The organism is Marinomonas polaris DSM 16579, from assembly GCF_900129155.1.
GTDB classification, from domain to species: Bacteria; Pseudomonadota; Gammaproteobacteria; order Pseudomonadales; family Marinomonadaceae; genus Marinomonas; species Marinomonas polaris.
The window spans coordinates 94925-111608 of record NZ_FQVF01000019.1 but is presented as its reverse complement, the minus strand read 5'-3'; the positions used below and the strand labels follow the sequence as shown (position 1 = coordinate 111608).

General features: G+C 41.5%; 16 protein-coding genes. 12 read left to right on the top strand and 4 right to left on the bottom strand.

The annotated features are described in order from the left end of the window. Positions 1–396 precede the first annotated feature (396 nt). The 10 genes from BUA59_RS18445 to pseG all read left to right on the top strand — a co-directional run bounded on the left by BUA59_RS18445 (position 397) and on the right by pseG (position 11360). The gene (locus BUA59_RS18445) at positions 397–1281 is read left to right on the top strand and encodes a flagellin N-terminal helical domain-containing protein (RefSeq protein ID WP_072841139.1); all 885 of its coding nucleotides are present in this window, start codon (positions 397–399) and stop codon (positions 1279–1281) included. A 1308-nt stretch (positions 1282–2589) separates the two neighbouring features. Further along, positions 2590–2892, top strand: coding sequence for a hypothetical protein (locus tag BUA59_RS18440; protein WP_072841138.1), 303 nt, complete (start codon positions 2590–2592; stop codon positions 2890–2892). 505 nt (positions 2893–3397) lie between these two features. Beyond that, positions 3398–4282: a flagellin N-terminal helical domain-containing protein gene (locus BUA59_RS18435; protein WP_072841137.1), complete on the top strand. Its 885-nt coding sequence runs from the start codon at positions 3398–3400 to the stop codon at positions 4280–4282. Between the two features lie 64 nt (positions 4283–4346). Beyond that, complete coding sequence (locus tag BUA59_RS18430) at positions 4347–4769, top strand: flagellar protein FlaG (RefSeq protein WP_072841136.1); 423 nt, start codon at positions 4347–4349, stop codon at positions 4767–4769. 33 nt (positions 4770–4802) lie between these two features. Beyond that, positions 4803–6449 carry a flagellar filament capping protein FliD gene (fliD, locus tag BUA59_RS18425; protein ID WP_072841135.1) on the top strand — a complete coding sequence of 549 codons (1647 nt, stop codon included), beginning with the start codon at positions 4803–4805 and terminating at the stop codon, positions 6447–6449. A gap of 41 nt (positions 6450–6490) precedes the next feature. Further along, positions 6491–6925 carry a flagellar export chaperone FliS gene (gene fliS, locus BUA59_RS18420; protein WP_072841134.1) on the top strand — a complete coding sequence of 145 codons (435 nt, stop codon included), beginning with the start codon at positions 6491–6493 and terminating at the stop codon, positions 6923–6925. Continuing rightward, entirely contained in the window at positions 6925–7218 is a 294-nt protein-coding gene (locus BUA59_RS18415; protein WP_072841133.1) for a hypothetical protein, read from the top strand. The genes fliS and BUA59_RS18415 overlap by 1 nt, the downstream gene beginning before the upstream one ends. Further along, entirely contained in the window at positions 7208–9316 is a 2109-nt protein-coding gene (locus BUA59_RS18410; RefSeq protein WP_072841132.1) for a motility associated factor glycosyltransferase family protein, read from the top strand. The genes BUA59_RS18415 and BUA59_RS18410 overlap by 11 nt, the downstream gene beginning before the upstream one ends. 2 nt (positions 9317–9318) lie before the next feature. Then, entirely contained in the window at positions 9319–10350 is a 1032-nt protein-coding gene (gene pseI, locus BUA59_RS18405) for a pseudaminic acid synthase (RefSeq protein WP_072841131.1), read from the top strand. Next, positions 10347–11360 (top strand): UDP-2,4-diacetamido-2,4,6-trideoxy-beta-L-altropyranose hydrolase, encoded by a 1014-nt coding sequence (gene pseG, locus BUA59_RS18400; protein WP_072841130.1) that lies wholly within the window; start codon positions 10347–10349, stop codon positions 11358–11360. Before pseI ends, pseG begins: the two co-directional genes overlap by 4 nt. On the opposite strand, the gene pseF is transcribed toward pseG, so the two are convergent. The 4 genes from pseF to BUA59_RS18380 form a co-directional block, all read right to left on the bottom strand. Continuing rightward, positions 11335–12066 carry a pseudaminic acid cytidylyltransferase gene (pseF, locus tag BUA59_RS18395; protein WP_072841129.1) on the bottom strand — a complete coding sequence of 244 codons (732 nt, stop codon included), beginning with the start codon at positions 12064–12066 and terminating at the stop codon, positions 11335–11337. The genes pseG and pseF overlap by 26 nt on opposite strands. A gap of 3 nt (positions 12067–12069) precedes the next feature. Next, a complete protein-coding gene (gene pseC / locus BUA59_RS18390; RefSeq protein ID WP_072841128.1) occupies positions 12070–13257 on the bottom strand; it encodes a UDP-4-amino-4,6-dideoxy-N-acetyl-beta-L-altrosamine transaminase in 1188 nt (395 codons plus the stop codon). Continuing rightward, positions 13244–14239 (bottom strand): UDP-N-acetylglucosamine 4,6-dehydratase (inverting), encoded by a 996-nt coding sequence (gene pseB / locus BUA59_RS18385; protein WP_072841148.1) that lies wholly within the window; start codon positions 14237–14239, stop codon positions 13244–13246. The genes pseC and pseB overlap by 14 nt, the downstream gene beginning before the upstream one ends. 143 nt (positions 14240–14382) lie before the next feature. Continuing rightward, positions 14383–14946, bottom strand: a complete 564-nt coding sequence (locus BUA59_RS18380) for a DNA-3-methyladenine glycosylase I (protein WP_072841127.1) — start codon at positions 14944–14946, stop codon at positions 14383–14385. 126 nt (positions 14947–15072) lie between these two features. On the opposite strand from BUA59_RS18380, the gene BUA59_RS18375 reads away from it, so the two are divergent. Both BUA59_RS18375 and BUA59_RS18370 read left to right on the top strand, forming a co-directional pair. Continuing rightward, positions 15073–15693 carry an NUDIX domain-containing protein gene (locus tag BUA59_RS18375; RefSeq protein ID WP_072841126.1) on the top strand — a complete coding sequence of 207 codons (621 nt, stop codon included), beginning with the start codon at positions 15073–15075 and terminating at the stop codon, positions 15691–15693. Positions 15694–15697: 4 nt separating this feature from the next. Beyond that, entirely contained in the window at positions 15698–16678 is a 981-nt protein-coding gene (locus BUA59_RS18370; RefSeq protein ID WP_072841125.1) for an acetyltransferase, read from the top strand. Positions 16679–16684 lie beyond the last annotated feature (6 nt).

The window sequence follows — 16684 nt, the reverse complement described above, 5'->3', positions numbered from 1 at the left end:
CGTTCACCGTTCACCGTTCACCGTTCACCGTTCACCGTTCACCGTTCACCGTTCACCGTTCACCGTTCACCGTTCACCGTTCACCGTTCACCGTTTAGCGTTTAGCGTTTAGCGTTTAGCGAGAAATAGATCATTAGATGTCTATGTATCTTTTTATACCTTTTTTAAGTCTTTTTCGTGTTTTTCACTTTTATTCTTAAAGTTATTTACTCTGAGTTCGATAACTGTGGGTACCGCTTTTTTTGAGTTAAGAAAATGTAAGAAATTCAAAAAAAGTATAAAAAAATATTAAAGATCAGCGCCAAGGTGTCGATAACTTTAATAAGAGACAAAAACCAAATAACTAATTAAATCAAAAGGTTGTCTCGTTAAAAAAATGTTTTTAGGAGAGAAAAAATGGCTTTATACGTAAATACTAACGTGTCCTCGCTGAATGCTCAGCGGTTACTTGCAAACTCTAGTCGAGACCTTGATACGTCATACCAACGCTTGTCATCTGGTCGTCGAATTAACAGCGCTGCAGATGATGCTGCGGGTCTTCAAATTTCAGATCGTTTGACCTCACAGATTAATGGTTTGAACCAATCTGTACGAAACGCAAACGATGGTATTTCTTTAGCTCAAACAGCTGAAGGTGCCTTAGACGAAACGACAAGTATGCTACAACGCATGCGTACCTTGTCCATTCAGGCAGCAAACGGCTCAAACTCAGACAAAGACCGTGTCGCTCTACAGCAAGAGATGGGGCAATTGTCTAAAGAGATAAACCGAGTCGCCGCAACCACTACATTTGGTGGCGCGAACTTACTAGACGGTACTTATCAAGGTATTTTCCAAGTTGGTGCCGATGCAAACCAAACGATTAGTTTTACTTTGGAGTTTGGTGGCCCAAATAACTCTATTGATTATCAGGCCAATAATGGTTTTACCATGTCAGGTCTATCTAACCAGGCTCAAGCTCAGGTGGATGAAACATCCGCGTCTGTTTCGAGTATGGCGAATGCTCAAAGTATGATTTCCATTCTTGATAGTATGATTTCAGCGGTGGATTTTAAGCGAGCAGAGCTAGGTGCTGTACAAAACCGGTTTAGTTCTACAATTACTAACTTGAGTAACATTTCTGAAAACGTATCTTCGGCTCGTGCTCGAGTTCGAGATGCCGATTTTGCTCAAGAAACTGCCAATCTGACTAGCACGCAAATTTTGCAACAGGCAAGTAGTACTATTCTTGCTCAAGCAAATCAGCGCCCTCAGACTGCATTATCTTTATTAGGTAATTAATTTATACAAAATAGCATGATGTGAAGCGGCACTAGATTGCAGCTTTTGCAAACGATTCGAGTTTGTCTCGGAAAATGGGCTACTTCTCTCTCCTAGAGGTGCCTTTTATGCCGGGTGATTTTTTCACCCGGCTTTTTTTTGCCCAAATAGCGTGTTTTGTGTGCGTTTTGGGTGGTTTTGGGGGGAAGTTTTATGTGGTGTTGAGGCTTATGTCGCAGGCGATTATTGAGTAAACAGATCACGACATATGTGTTGTTTTGCTCTTGATCGGCTTTGAGATAGGCTTTTTTAATCAAGTCTTTTCAAGAGCTTGGATCGTTTTTAGTGAATATTGCAGCGATGTGTCTGTGTCTTAAATGCATTGCTGGGTCTTGCGAGAAACTATAGGTGATTTTACTAGGTTTTAGTAGTCAAGGCTCGCTGCTAAAAAATGAAGAGTACTGAATAGAACAGGCTCTAGCGAATTGAAATGTGTCGAATGCATGTTGGCGATGTCTTGTTCCGTTAGGTCGCATGAGCAATGAATTTTTTATTGACAGCACAGCTGCGTATTTTTTTCGCAGCCTTGATTGGCAAATTAAACGTGTTGATTTTGAGGAGTTGAGATGGATGACAGATTTCTTTTTTAACCTTCTGAATAGATTGCGATTGTGAACGCGGCGTGGTCATTCACTGACACAAAAGTCGGTTTTCCAACCTATTTACATCAGGGAAAGCTTGTGGATAAAGAGTGGGCGAAATTTCGTTTTTCCAATCTTTCGAACGGCACAGCTGCGTCTTTTTTTGGCAAATTAAACGCGTTGATTTTGAGGAATTGAGTTTGATGACAGGTTTCTTTTTTTACCTTCCGAATAGATTGCGGCCGTGAACGCGGCATGGTCATTCGTGGACGCAAAAGTCAGATTTACATCAGGGAAAGCCTGTGGCTGGAGAGTGGGTAAAATTTCGGTTTTCGGATTTTTTGAACGGCACAGCTGCGTCTTTTTTCCGCATCCTTGATAGTCGGATTAAACGTATTGATTTTGAGGAATTGACGTTGATGGCAGTTTTCTTTTTTAACCTTCCGAATAGATTGCGGCCGTGAACGCAGTATGGTCATTTGTGGACGAAAAAGTCAGTTTTCTGAGCTATTTGCATCAGGGAAAGCCTGTGGCTGAAGAGTGGGCAAAATTTCGGTTTTCGGATTTTTTGAACGGCACAGCTGCGTCTTTTTTTCCGCAGCCTTGATAGTCGGATTAAATGTATTGATTTTGAGGAATTGACGTTGATGGCAGTTTTCTTTTTTAACCTTCCGAATAGATTGCAGTTGTGAACACAGCGTGGTCATTCGTGGATGAAAAAGTCAGCTTTCTGACCTATTTACATCAGGGGAAGCCTGTGGCTGAAGAGTGGGCAAAATTTCGTTTTTCGGATTTTTTGAACGGCACAGCTGCGTCTTTTTTCCGCAGCCTTGATAGTCGGATTAAACGTATTGATTTTGAGGAATTGAGGTTGATGACAGTTTTTTTCTTAACCTTTCGAATAGATTGCGGTCGTGAACGCGGCATGGTCATTCGTAGGCACAAAAGTAAGTTTTCTGACCTATTTACATCAGGGAAAGCCTATGGCTGAAAAAGCAGACGGTAAAACTGCCTATGGTTTTTTGAATAGCACAGTTGCGTCTTTTGTTAGTTTTTAAATGAGCTACGGGCGTTTTTTTGTCTTGAATAGCTGCTGAAAGTAAGTGGCTTTTGGGGTGGCAATTTTTGGGCGCTTTTTAAGTGGAATATCATTTTTATGGTAGGTGGTTGCCGCTTTGACTGGTGGAGATCGGATACATAGCGAAAGTTTTTCGTCAGCTTGCCTACCTAGAAAAGAATTTTAAAGGCACTTCAGGTGTGTTTTTTTGGATATTTAGGGCAAAAACACATTATTTTAAAAAAAAGTGCAAATAAATTTAATTGTTTTAAATTCATTTCAAAACAATTAGTTAGGCATTAATTTGCCGCAATATGGGATGTTTTTTTCCGTTAAAGGGAAAAAAAATTCCTAATTTGACTAAAGGTTTTCAGATTCTTGTCGAAAACCTTATACGATCTGCTTTTTTGCAGGATTTAATAAAACCTAGGAGGCTATGATGGCTCTTTATGTAAACACTAATACTTCATCTTTAAGTGCACAGCGCCAGCTAATGGGCTCAGCTAAATCTTTGGATACATCTTTTGAACGTTTGTCTTCTGGTTTACGTATTAACAGTGCTTCTGATGATGCGGCAGGTCTACTTATCTCTAACCGTTTAACCTCTCAGGTAAATGGCTTGAATCAGTCGGTTCGTAACGCCAACGATGGTATTTCTTTGTCTCAAACGGCAGAGGGTGCATTGGATGAAACAACAAACATGTTGCAGCGTATGCGTACGCTATCTATCCAGGCGTCAAACGGTTCAAACTCAGATAAAGACCGCGCGGCTATTCAACAAGAAGTTAGTCAGTTATCTACTGAAATTAACCGTATCGCTTCAGATACTACCTTCGGTGGTGAGAACTTATTGGATGGTACTTACACTGGTATTTTCCAGGTGGGTGCAGACTCTAACCAAACTATCAGCTTTAACTTAACTGACGGTGGCATTAACAACACAATCGATTATGCTGGTAATGGTGGTTTCACTATGTCTGGTCTGTCTAGTAGTTCAACTACTGCACAGGTCGACGTATCAACTGCTTCTGTATCTTCAATGGCTAATGCTCAGAGCATGGTTGACGTTCTAGACACTATGATTGCAGCAGTTGACTCAAAGCGTGCTGAATTGGGTGCTGTTCAAAACCGTTTTGGTTCTACAATTAGTAACTTGAGTAACATTACCGAAAACGTATCATCTGCTCGTGCTCGTGTACGTGATGCCGATTTTGCGGAAGAAACTGCTAAGCTAACAAGCTCTCAAATTCTTCAGCAAGCAAGTTCATCTATCTTGGCTCAAGCAAACCAACGTCCACAAACTGCTTTGTCTCTATTGGGTTAAGCATTATTGGTAGCGGAAAGCTGGGACATAGTCCCGGCTTTTGTCTATTTGGGGGAACTCTGATATGTCTATTAATGCCAGTGATTTTTCTAAGCAGGGTCTCAATTACTCTTTGAAGCCAGAACAGCGTGCCGCAGAAGATTTTGCCGCCTTACGCCAAGCAAATGCTAAAGTTGTACAAAATACAGCCGACATAAGCAGAGCAGATAAAGATAATCGAAATTCTGAATTTTTAAACTCTTCTGCGAAGGTGGAGCCTCATGATGTTGAGATCATGAATCAAAAAATGTCTCAATTAAATGTGCATTTAACCTTTGAAATTACAGAAGACAGAGCGCAAAATATCGTAAAAGTGTTAGATCAGACAACGGGTGATGTGGTACGCCAAATCCCTACAGAAGAGTTTCTTAAAATGTCTGATAGAATAGATGCTATTATGAGCCAACTAAGTGATATCAAGGGAACCTTGGTAAACAGTGAGGTCTGATAATAGATAATGTAGGTGTCAGGAGATAAAGTTATGTCGGTAGGCTCATTAGGTGCAGGGTCTGGTATTGATCTAGAGTCCCTTGTTAAGCAAATGGTGAGTGCTCAAAAAGACGCTAAAGTAAAACTTTATCAAGATAAAATTGATGGTTATGAGGCTGAACTGTCTGCATTAGGCAAAGTTGGCTCTGCTATTGATACTTTTAAATCTTCTGTCAAAGCTCTGAATGATGATGAGCTTTTTACTGGGCGTGATGCAAAAATCGCCCAAACAGAAGGTGAAGAAGTTATTGCTATTACTACAGATAGTACGGCTTCTAATGGTTCTTATGCTATTGATGTAAATCAGCTAGCAAAGGGCAGTCGAGTTATGTCGGCGCCTGGTACTTTTTCCTCCGCGGATGATGTTGTTACTAAACAAGATTCGCGACTTACCTTTAAAGCTGGTAGCAACGAGTTCTCTATTACCGTTGATGCTGGTACTACCTTATCCGAACTTCGTAATCAAATTAATACATCGGAAGATAACTTTGGTGTGTCTGCTAATTTAGTTGATGATGGTAACGGTAATCTATTCTTCACGGCTACATCTTCAATTCAGGGTGCTGCAAATACACTCAAAATTATCAATACTTCTGTTGTGAGAGACGAAGATGGCAACATTATTGATAATCCTATTGAAGAAAATTCAGGTAACACGGTTGAGGATGCTCCAATTGAGGAACAATCTGAGCCAACTGTTGATGAAAAAGATGAGCTGGATTTAGCGGGAGATGATGTCGATTTTGCCAATGATGGGCCAATTCCTGCAGATGAAGAAAAAGATATAGCAGAATCAGATGGTGATACTGATCCTATTACTGTAGATGCTAAAGGCTCAGACATTGCAGATAAAAAAGGTGCTTCTACACTTGCAGCCAATAATGGTGTTCTTAGTTTAGACAGTGTTTCGACCGAAGGAATATCGGCTGGTTTGTATACACCTTTGGGCGACGAAGCTCGCGATGCGATTATTACCGTAGACGGTATTCAGATTAGAAGCGATAACAATACTTTTGATACAGCTGTTGCTGGTTTGTCTATTGAGGCCTTGGCGCCGACAGATAAAACCACAAAGGTTGACATCAGTTTTGATCAGAAGACAGTACAAGAAACCATAGAAGAGTTTATTGCCTCTTACAATGATGTTATTGGGGTGCTACAAGCTAGCTCAGATAGAGGCGCTGTTTTAAATGGCAATAGCGTGGTCCGGAATTTGCAGTCCTCTTTATCTACTCAATTAATGAGTGGTCATGGCGATTCTGGAGTCTTTACTTCTATTTTCGATCTCGGTGTGAAAATGGATAACAAAGGTAAGCTTAGTTTTGATAATACTAAGTTTGATAATGCTATGAAAAAAGGCTATAGCGATATAGCGCCATTGATTGCTGGTGATAATGGTTTGGCACAGTCGTTAGAAAATCTACTTGATAACTACACTGGATCAAGCGGAATGACAAATTCATTAAAGGATTCGGTTCGTCGGTCGATAGATAGTACAGAAGGAGCATTAGAGTCTTATGAAGACCGCATGGTCAAATATGAAGATTCACTCCGTTCTAAATTTACAAGTTTAGATTCTCGTCTTGCAAATATGAACGCTCAAGGCGGCTATTTGAATTCTGTATTGGCAAAAATGTAAACTGTTTTAAATTGTAATACACGTATTAAATGGGGTTGTCTATGTACAAGAGTAAAGGGATCCAAGCCTACAGAAAGGACTCAATCAAGTCTGATTTAGCGTCGGCTGACCCTCATCGCGTCATTCAGCTCTTAATGCAAGGTGCGCTTGAAAAGCTAGCGTTAGGCAAAGGTTGTATCGAACGTTCAGACTGGGAAGGAAAAGCTGCAGCATTAACTCGCGCTAGTGAAATTATTAATGCGTTGAGAGATGCATTAGACCGTGATGTTAATCCAGAGCTTGTTGATAATCTTGAGTCACTTTACGAATACATGATAGTTCGTATCACTGAAGCAAGCATTGCAAAAGATACTGGAATTCTTGATCAGGTAATGGGCCTTATTTTGCAAATTAAAGGTGCTTGGGATCAAATATCTACAGCTGATAAGCAAGCTGCTTATGAAGGCCAGACCGAAGCTCGAGTTGGAGCGGTTTAATGTTTGATATGTCTCACTTAACTGAGTTGAGTGCCGCATTAGAACAAAGTGTTATTGATAAAGACGTAGAAAAAATACAGCTATTATGTGAAGAAAATGATGGCTTTATTCGCTCCATTAGACCACTTTCTACTCCAAAGGATAATGAGCGGATAAAGCACTTTATATTGATACATCAATCTGCTATTCAGTTTATTCGTGATGTTCATGCGGAAATGCAAAAACAACTTTACCAAACTAATAAAACTCGTAAGAGTGTCAATAAGTACAAAGGCGTGAAAAATGCAGAATGAGGAAAAATTATCCTCTATTGATCAGGCTGAAGCATTTGCTTCGTTGTTTGAAAGAGGTGCATCACGCCTCAAAGAGCATGATCAAGAGTTGACTGAGCGATACATCAGAAACATGAATATGTTTTCTCAGATAATGCCTCACATCTTTGAATCCTTTCAAGATTACCAACCTAAAAAGCGTCATATTTACATGGAAGAAAGTGGTGAGCTTAATCTTTACCGTGAAGATGTTGGTGTGCCACTTTTTTCGAAAAATCCAAGAGCTCAGTCTGCCGAAAGAGTAAATAGAGCCTTTATTAAGCCTAATAAAACGGTATTAAATCTAGAGCGCACAGCAAATCACCCAAGCCGCCATGTGTACTACAGTAATAAAATACTAGATCAAGTTGAGCAACAATCCGCAGGACTAGAGCCACAAAGTGGTTGGCCCGAGTTTGTTGGATCTGCAATATTGTTTGGCGTGGAGTTTGGTTATCAGCTTGAAATGATTCTTGCTGAACGCGAGATAAAACACCTTTATCTGTATGAATGTGATTTGGATTTTTTCTATTACTCATTGTTTGCTATTGAGTGGCAGAATATTTTAGAAATCTGTAACCGTGATGGTCGTACCATTCATTTCTTTTTAGGTGTGAGTCCTGAAGAATTTACCGAAAAGTACCTTCGTCAATTAGAAGAGAATGGTTTCTTCATGGCTCCAGAAACTTTTCTTTATGTTGGTTATGGCAGCCCTGAGAATGATCTAGCGATTGAATATTTTAAAAAGCAGTATGCACGTCAGGTCATGGGTTGGGGGTTTTTCGATGATGCTTTAATCGGCATTGCGCAAGGCTTGAAATCCTTACCTAAAACTAAAATTGCTCATTTTCAAGGCCGTGATGTTTTGCCCAAATGGGTGAGTAATATTCCTGTTTTTATTCTAGGTAATGGCCCATCTCTTGATCAAGGGATTGAATTGGTCAAAGAAGTGCGCGATCAAGTTCTGCTGATTTGCTGTGGTTCGACCATCAACACATTAAAAAAATTAGGTGTGACACCTGATATCCATGTAGATATTGAACGCCTTAAGCAAACGGTTGATAAGTTCCAATTTTTAGATCAAGACTATCTCGATAAAATTTGGGGATTGTCGGTAAATGTTATGCACCCCGGCTTGTTTGATTGTTTTAAACGCTCGGGCATGGCGATGAAACCTGGTGAAGCCATAACCTCTTTAATGTTAAATCAAGCACGCTCCCATGGTGATAGCAAAGAGTACGTACAGCTGAATTACTGTAATCCGGTGGTTGCTAACTTGGCATTGTCTTATGTTCATCTCTTTGGTTTTAACAATGTCTATTACCTTGGTGTAGACAATGGTTTCAAAGATAAAGGCAGCCATCACTCAGTTCACAGTGGATATTATAAAGACGGCAAAGAATCTGGCTTCCAAACTTTCCAAGAAGCAAAATTAGTAGAACGCGAAGGAAACTTCGGCGGCACAATTTACGCGACAGGGATTATGGATACTTCACGTGTTCAGTTGGAATCTCTTACTCGACAATTGAATAAGCGCCGTAATTTTGCCAGTTTTAATTTATCCGATGGCGCAAAAATCGAAGGCGTAACTCCCTTACGTTTTGAAGATGTTCTCATCATGGATCCTAAAATCGATCACACTAAAGTTATCGATATTCTAGAAAACGTATTTTTTACCGAACCGCCAGAGTCGTTAGTGGACCAGTCTGCCAATGCGCTTATTTCTGTAGATGACTTCCGTAAGATTAGTCGGGTTCTGCAACAGGGCTGGGATGAATCCATAACAACACGTGAGCAAGTATGTGATTTATTTTGGTCTCATCATCGTCAGATTTATTTCTTGAAAGGAAGTATTCACCGTCATATTTATGATTTGTTAATCGGCTCTTTCACTTACTCCACTTTTTTGATCGTGCAGTTTTTGTTTAAGTATCAGGACGAAGCTGAAACCGTTGCTCGGGCTCGTCATTTATTTACGCCTTGGTGTGAATTCCTTGAAGAAATGCCAAGCATGCTCCAGCAAGCGTCTGAGTATGTAGATCAAGGCAATGATCATCTAATCACTTTTTATAATGGTTAATTATGTTCGAAGCTATGTTTGAAAAAATGCCTTTTATTATTGCTGAGTTATCGGGCAACCATGACCAAGATTTTGAACTCGCCAAAGCCATGATTCATGCTGCTGCAGACGCAGGCGTGGATGCTATTAAGCTACAAACTTATACGCCAGACACCATGACGTTAGATGTGCGTCATGGTGAATTTATGGTGTCTGAAAGTGACAGCTTGTGGCGTGGTTCTAACCTTTATGACCTGTACAAAAAAGCCTCAACGCCTTGGGAGTGGCATAAGCCGTTGTTCGAATTGGCTGAGTCTTTAGGATTAGTAGCCTTTAGTTCGCCTTTCGATTTAAGTGCAGTGGCATTTTTAGAATCTATCGATGTGCCTTTGTATAAAATCGCTTCTTTTGAGATGACCGACATTCCGTTAATTCAAGCGGTAGCAAGAACCGGCAAGCCGATTATCATGTCCACTGGCATGGCAAGTGAAGAAGAAATAGCAGAAGCCGTAGCAACTATTAGAGCCATTGGTGATAATCCATTAACACTGCTCAAATGCACCAGCACTTACCCTTCCAAAATAGAAGATTCCAACCTAGTCACTATGGCCGATTTAGCAGCAAAAACCGGTTGCCCAGTTGGATTATCTGACCATACCCAAGGCTTGGGGGCGGCTGTAGCTGCAACGGCGCTAGGTGCGACTGTTATCGAAAAGCACTTTGTTTTAGATCGTAGTGCTGGCGGGGTTGATGCTGAATTCTCTATGGAACCCGAAGAGATGAAAGCGCTAGTTGTCGCTTGTCGTGCGGCAAAAGCGGCGCTTGGTACGGTGACTTATGGTGGCTCAGATGCCGAGCAAGCTGCGAAGAAATACCGCCGCTCTATTTATGTGGCAGTAGATTTACCCGCTGGCACCATATTGACTGAAGAGCACCTGAAAATCATTCGTCCATCGTTTGGTCTTGCGCCTAAACATTGGCCAGAAGTGTTAGGTAAAACATTAATGGAAGATGCGCAAAAAGGTCAGCCGCTTGCTTGGGATATGATGGCGTGAAACTCTTGGTGCGAGCTGATGCTTCTGTCGAGATCGGTATGGGGCACAGAGTTCGCTGCCAAGCCTTGATTCATGCTTTTAATCAATTCGGCTGGCAATGTCAGTTTGTGGTGGATCGTCGTTATCAAGCCTTTGCTTCCCCTGAAGATTGTTTTATCGGTGGCCAATCTGAAAAAGGGTTTACTGAAAAAGAGTGCAAGGTAGAATTTTTGTCTCTAGCAGAACAAGCTGATTTAGTGATCTTAGATCATTACGGCTACAGTGCCGAAGATATTACGGTATTGCATCAACATCAGCCAAATTTACTGGTGTTGGATGATATGAATGACAGAGGTGACTTTCCTGCCAAATGGCTTCTGAATCCTTTGCTGCAAGGTTATTCCAAGCAAATTGAATTCCCATTAACGGGAAGCCGATACGCGTTATTAAGACCAGCTTTCCAAAAGCTCGAATTAAATCAAATTTTACCACAGCAATTGCTTATTACCCTTGGCGGAACCGACCCGCTTACTCTAACTTTGCCTATTTTAAACGCCTTGTTGGCGTCAGGTTTTCCTACGAAAGACATTCAGGTTCTATTGGGCGCTAATGCCAAAAATGCCGACCAAGTGATCGGTTTTTGTCACCACAATAGTATCGCTGTTGAACAAGGTTTAGCGGATGTCACTTATTTGATGAAGCAAGCCAAGATGGCAATTTCTGCCGCTGGTGGCACCTTGTTTGAATTGGCTTGCATGGGCGTGCCGACCATCTTTGCTCAAGTGGCTGACAATCAAACTCGCTCTTTGGAGCAACATGTTCCATTAGATTGGTGTCGGTCTATTCGTTTTGATAATGTGCCGGAAGAAGTGCGGCAGCAACGTATTGAACAGTTGGTTGAAGTGATTAATCGTTGCTGGTTAGATATTGAGTGGCAAGAAAATGCTCGTAAAACGGCTCGTGGTTTAGTCGATGGTGACGGTGCAAACCGCGTAGCAAAAACCATTAACTCATATTTTGCAGCTTCATGATTTGCGTTAAGCGCAACCAATCTTCTTCGGTGTCTAAATCCTGAATTCTATGTCTTGGTAATAATAAAGGCTTAGATTTAGGGCCAAATATTTCTTCATCAAACCAGTCTTGAGTGCTCGCCCAATAAAATTGTCCAGCATCGTGAATCGCTTCGATCAGATCTTGTGAACGCTTGCGAATATGTTCAGGAAACATGGGGGCTAATTCGCCGTTTTCTTTGATGTGAAGTGCTCTTTGGATCGGGAATGCAAAGGTGGTGGCTGAAAAGCAAAATGCTGTGCTTTGGTCTAGTTGTGCCAAACCTTGCTGTAAATCTTCTGGCGTCAGCATTGGGCAAGTCGCATAAATCAAACAAGCTTGGTCTGGTGTTTTGCCTTCATCAATCAAACAGCGCAGCGCATGCTGCATTACCGGGGTTGTACCTGTCATGTGATCAGCCAAATCGGCAGGGCGAAAGAACGGAGTTTCTGCGCCAAATTTGCGTGCGACTTCTGCAATTTCTGCGTCGTCGGTAGAAACAATAACGCGATTGAATAACCCTGAAGCCATCGCTGTTTCGATGGAGTAACCGATCAAGGGCTTACCATCTAACAAGCGAATGTTTTTTCTTGGAATACGCTGTGACCCACCTCGGGCTGGAATCACTGCAACTCGATATGTCTCTTGATCTGCTTTGTTATATTGTGAGAGAGAGTTGTCTTTCATGGTTTAGGCTCTCATCACTCGATTAGCAATTAAAGCGTGTTTTAAAATCAGAGCTACACGCTCTTGTTGAGCATAAGTTAAGTCGGCAAAAAGCGGCAGGCTCAGTGTGCGGTCGTAGTAATCTTCTGCGATAGGGAAGTCGCCTTTTTTAAACCCAAGTTCTTGATAATAAGGTTGGGTGTGCACAGGAATGTAATGCACCTGAGTTCCAATGCCTGCTTGACGTAAAATATCAAACACCCCTTTTCTGGCCGCCTTGTTGTGTTCTGGCAATAAAATCGGATACAAATGCAGTGCCGAGTAATTATCATCCGCTTGATAAGGCAAGGTAACAGGGTAGCTTTTTAACAACGCCTCATAGTAAGAAAATTGCTGATGACGGCGTTCGATAAAGTCATCTAAGCGCGATAATTGTGACAAGCCAAGAGCAGCTTGTAATTCCGTCATGCGGTAATTAAAGCCCAGCGTGTGTTGTTCATAGTACCAATCGCCTGGCATTTGCGTTAATTCATCAGGTGATTTGGTCGTACCTTGCTGAGCATGCGTACGCATGTGCTTAACAAGCTGTTCGTTGTTGGTGATTGCCATGCCACCTTCAGCAGACGTGATGATTTTCACTGGATGAAAGCTGAAAATACATATATCACTGAATGTCCCATTGCCCACGTAATTGTCTTGGTATTTCGCACCAATCGCATGGGAAGCGTCTTCTATAATTCGAAAACCATATTCTTTTGATAAGGCGTGAATAGCTTCCATATCGCAAGATTGACCTGCGAAATGCACCGGAATCACGACTTTTGGTAATTGACCATGTGCTTTTGCTATGGCTAATTTTTCAGCCAATTTATTCGCGCACATGTTGTATGTACGAGGATCAATGTCGACAAAACTTACATTAGCACCGCAATAACGTGCACAATTAGCAGAAGCGATAAAGGTGTTGGGAGAGGTCCAAACCGTGTCGTTTGCTCCAACTCCTAACGCTAAGCAGGCTAGGTGCAAAGCGGATGTGGCGCTGTTTGCTGCCACACCATAACGAGCGCCGACCTTTGTGCAAATTGCTTGTTCAAACTCACTGACGCAAGGGCCTTGAGTCAAAAAGTCAGAACGGAGCGATTTTACGACGGCCGCAATGTCGTCTTCGCTAATGGATTGTCGGCCGTAGGGAATAAAATCAGTGTGCATCATCGAAGGTCAAAATCTCTTCAATACTTAAAAAGTGTGGGTTGCTGCCAGATTGATATTCATATCCTGGTTCAACCAACTCGCCCGTTTCGCCTAAACGGTTGTGTGCAAAATCCATGTCGTCTTGATAAAACTTAATGCTTGGCGAAATGACATAATGATCTTTAAATTCATAAGTATGGAAAGAATCATCCCCAGGGCACATTACTTCATGGAGCTTTTCACCGGGGCGAATACCAACATCTTTAGTCGGAATGTTTGGCGCATAAGCCGCGGCTAAATCTAAGATCCTCACAGAAGGGATTTTAGGAATAAAAATCTCACCACCGTGCATGCGTTGGAAGTTCTTTAATACAAAATCCACACCCATTGGTAGGGTGATCCAAAAGCGAGTCATGTCTGGGTGGGTAATTGGGATGGATTCTGCGCCATCAGCAACCAGCTTTTGGAAAAAAGGCACAACAGAGCCGCGTGATCCAACTACATTGCCGTAACGTACCACAGAGAAACGCGTGCGACCTTGTCCTACCATATTGTTGGCGGCGACAAATAACTTGTCAGAAGCGAGCTTGGTCGCGCCATAAAGGTTGATTGGTGCAGCGGCTTTGTCTGTGGATAAAGCGATGACTTTTTCAACATCATTAGCAATCGCTGCAGCAATTACATTTTCAGCACCATGAATGTTGGTTTTGATACATTCCATCGGGTTGTATTCAGCGGCTGGAACCTGTTTTAGTGCCGCAGCGTGAATGACAAAATCTACATCTCGCATGGCTTGAGTTAAACGATCTTTGTCTCGAACATCACCGATAAAATAGCGCATGCAAGAAGCATCAAAATCTTGCTGCATTTCGTACTGCTTCAACTCATCACGAGAATAAATAACCAGTCGTTTAGGTTGGTAGTTGGCCAATAGTGTTTTCACATACTGACGACCGAAAGAGCCGGTGCCGCCAGTAATAAGAATGCTTTTGTTGTTAAACATGTTTTTTACCAAACTAAATAATGGAATTTGAAAGCCCAATGAACATGGCCATTGTATAAAGAATCTTTTTACTATATCGACTGCTTTAGGCTAAACATTAATGAAATCAAGGAACTGCTATTGATTATAACTGTATAATCAATTTATTTTTTCTTCCGCGATATGCAGTCTGTAATATGATCATTAACCATACCTGTGGCCTGCATAAAAGCATAACAAGTCGTGGCACCAAGAAATTTAAAACCTCTTTTTTTTAAGTCTTTGGCAAAATGAGTCGACAATTCTGTCACCGCTGGAGCATCGGTGTGGTTGTTTATCTGATTATCAATAATTTTGTTGTCGCTAAATGCCCAGTAATATTGGCTAAATGAGCCAAATTCGTCGGCAATTTTTAAAAAGGCTTTGGCATTGTTAATGGTGGCTTCTATTTTAGCGCGATGGCGAACGATGCGTTCATCCAGTAATAATCGTTCTACGTCAGCTTCGGTCATGTTAGCGACTTTAACTGGGTCAAAACCATGAAAAAGCGCTCGGTAACCTTCTCGTTTGCGTAAAATAGTAATCCAGCTTAGACCTGCTTGAGCGCTTTCTAGTACAATGCACTCAAATAACGCTTGGTCGTCATAAATAGGGGTTCCCCATTCATTATCATGATAATGAATGTATTCAGGAGATCCTAAACACCAAGCGCAACGTATATTTTCCATTTACGACACTCCAAATTTGTAATTGCGACTTTTGTCATAGTGGCTTTTGTAACAGTTATTGCCAGAGTTGCGAATTAATCATATCAGACCACACTCAAAATAGTGGCCTGCTTAGGACGAGATAATATGAAGTTTAAACCGACGTACAGCAAAAAAGATGTTGAGGTATTAGCCGACGAATGTCTTTACAAAGGCTTCTTTGAAATGCGCAAACTGACCTTGAAACATAAAAAGTTTAACGGGGAATGGAGTCAGCCCATGACTCGAGAAATGATGGTGCGTAACGATGCTGTGTGCGTATTATTATTCGATCCAGTGGCGGATAAAGTTTTGCTGATTGAGCAATTTCGTCCTACCGTATTGAGAAGCGAATCGCCTTGGCTGCTTGAGTTAGTCGCTGGTATGGTAGAAGAAGGCGAAAGCGATGAAGACGTAGCGCGCCGTGAATCTTTCGAAGAAGCGGGAGTGACGGTAAAACGTCTTGAATACATGTTTAAGTTTGTGCCGTCGCCGGGTGGATTGGTGGAGTACTTACGTATGTATGCGGGAGAATTCGATTCGAGTCTTGTTGATACCACGAAAGTTCATGGATTAGACGAAGAAAATGAAGACATCAAATTGCATCTTGTATCTTCTGAAGACGCTATTGCCTTGCTTAAGAATGATGTGGAAAACGCCAGTACTATTATGGGATTGCAGTGGTTTGCGTTAAACAAAAGTGATCTTGTAAAACGTTGGTGTGCTTAAGTTGATGAAGTCAGAGGCAGCTGTTTTTATAAATAAGAAGACGCTATTGCAGCCAGTTATTGGTCTTATTTCTTTTGCTTTTATGTGTAGCAATGTATTTTTCTGGACCTTGTTGGTTCATCTTGTTGCGCCGTTATTATTACTAAAAAATACCCGCTACGAAAACTTTGCTGAGCGCTGTTTTAATTGTTTATATGATGGCTGGGTGGCTTCTTGTGAGTGGTGGTTTCAAAACATCTTAGGAATAAGATGGGAACTTGATGAAACGATGAAAGTAGATTTTGAGCATTGGCATTTGATCATTGCGAATCATCGATCTTGGGTCGATGTGTTCGTAATTTTTGCTCAGCTCAAAGGCCGTCGCCCTTTACCAAGAGTATTTATGAAGCAAGCTCTGATTTGGTTGCCGTTTGTTGGATCGGCGGCTTACATCATGGGGTTTCCTTTTATGAAGCGCTATACTAAAGAGCAAATTCAAAAGAACCCCAAGTTAGTCGGTAAAGATTTAGCGACGACCAAACGGTCTTGTGTACGTCTTTTGAAACGTCCAAACTCTATAATGAGTTTTGTGGAAGGCACACGTTTCACTGAAGCGAAGCACAAACAACAGGCATCGCCTTATCATTGCTTATTAAAACCTAAGGCGGGAGGCGTAAGTTTCATATTGCAAACCATGCCACAGTCCATCAAAAGCATTACAGACATCAATGTTTTATATGAACAAAAGACCATAACCGGTTGGGATTTACTGTGTGGGCGAATTGGAAAAGTTAAGGTCATGGTGAGAGAAGTCGCCATACCAAATACGATGTTAACGCCAGAATACCAAGCGGCAAGCAGCGATAGAGAGCACTTTTTTACTTGGTTTAATCTATACTGGCACGATAAAGACACACGCATGAGTCATCAGCTAGACGCCTTAAAACAGGATGCTATGATTGGTTCAGAGCAAGATTTTTCAAAAGGAAATACGTCACAAGAGTGACAGATA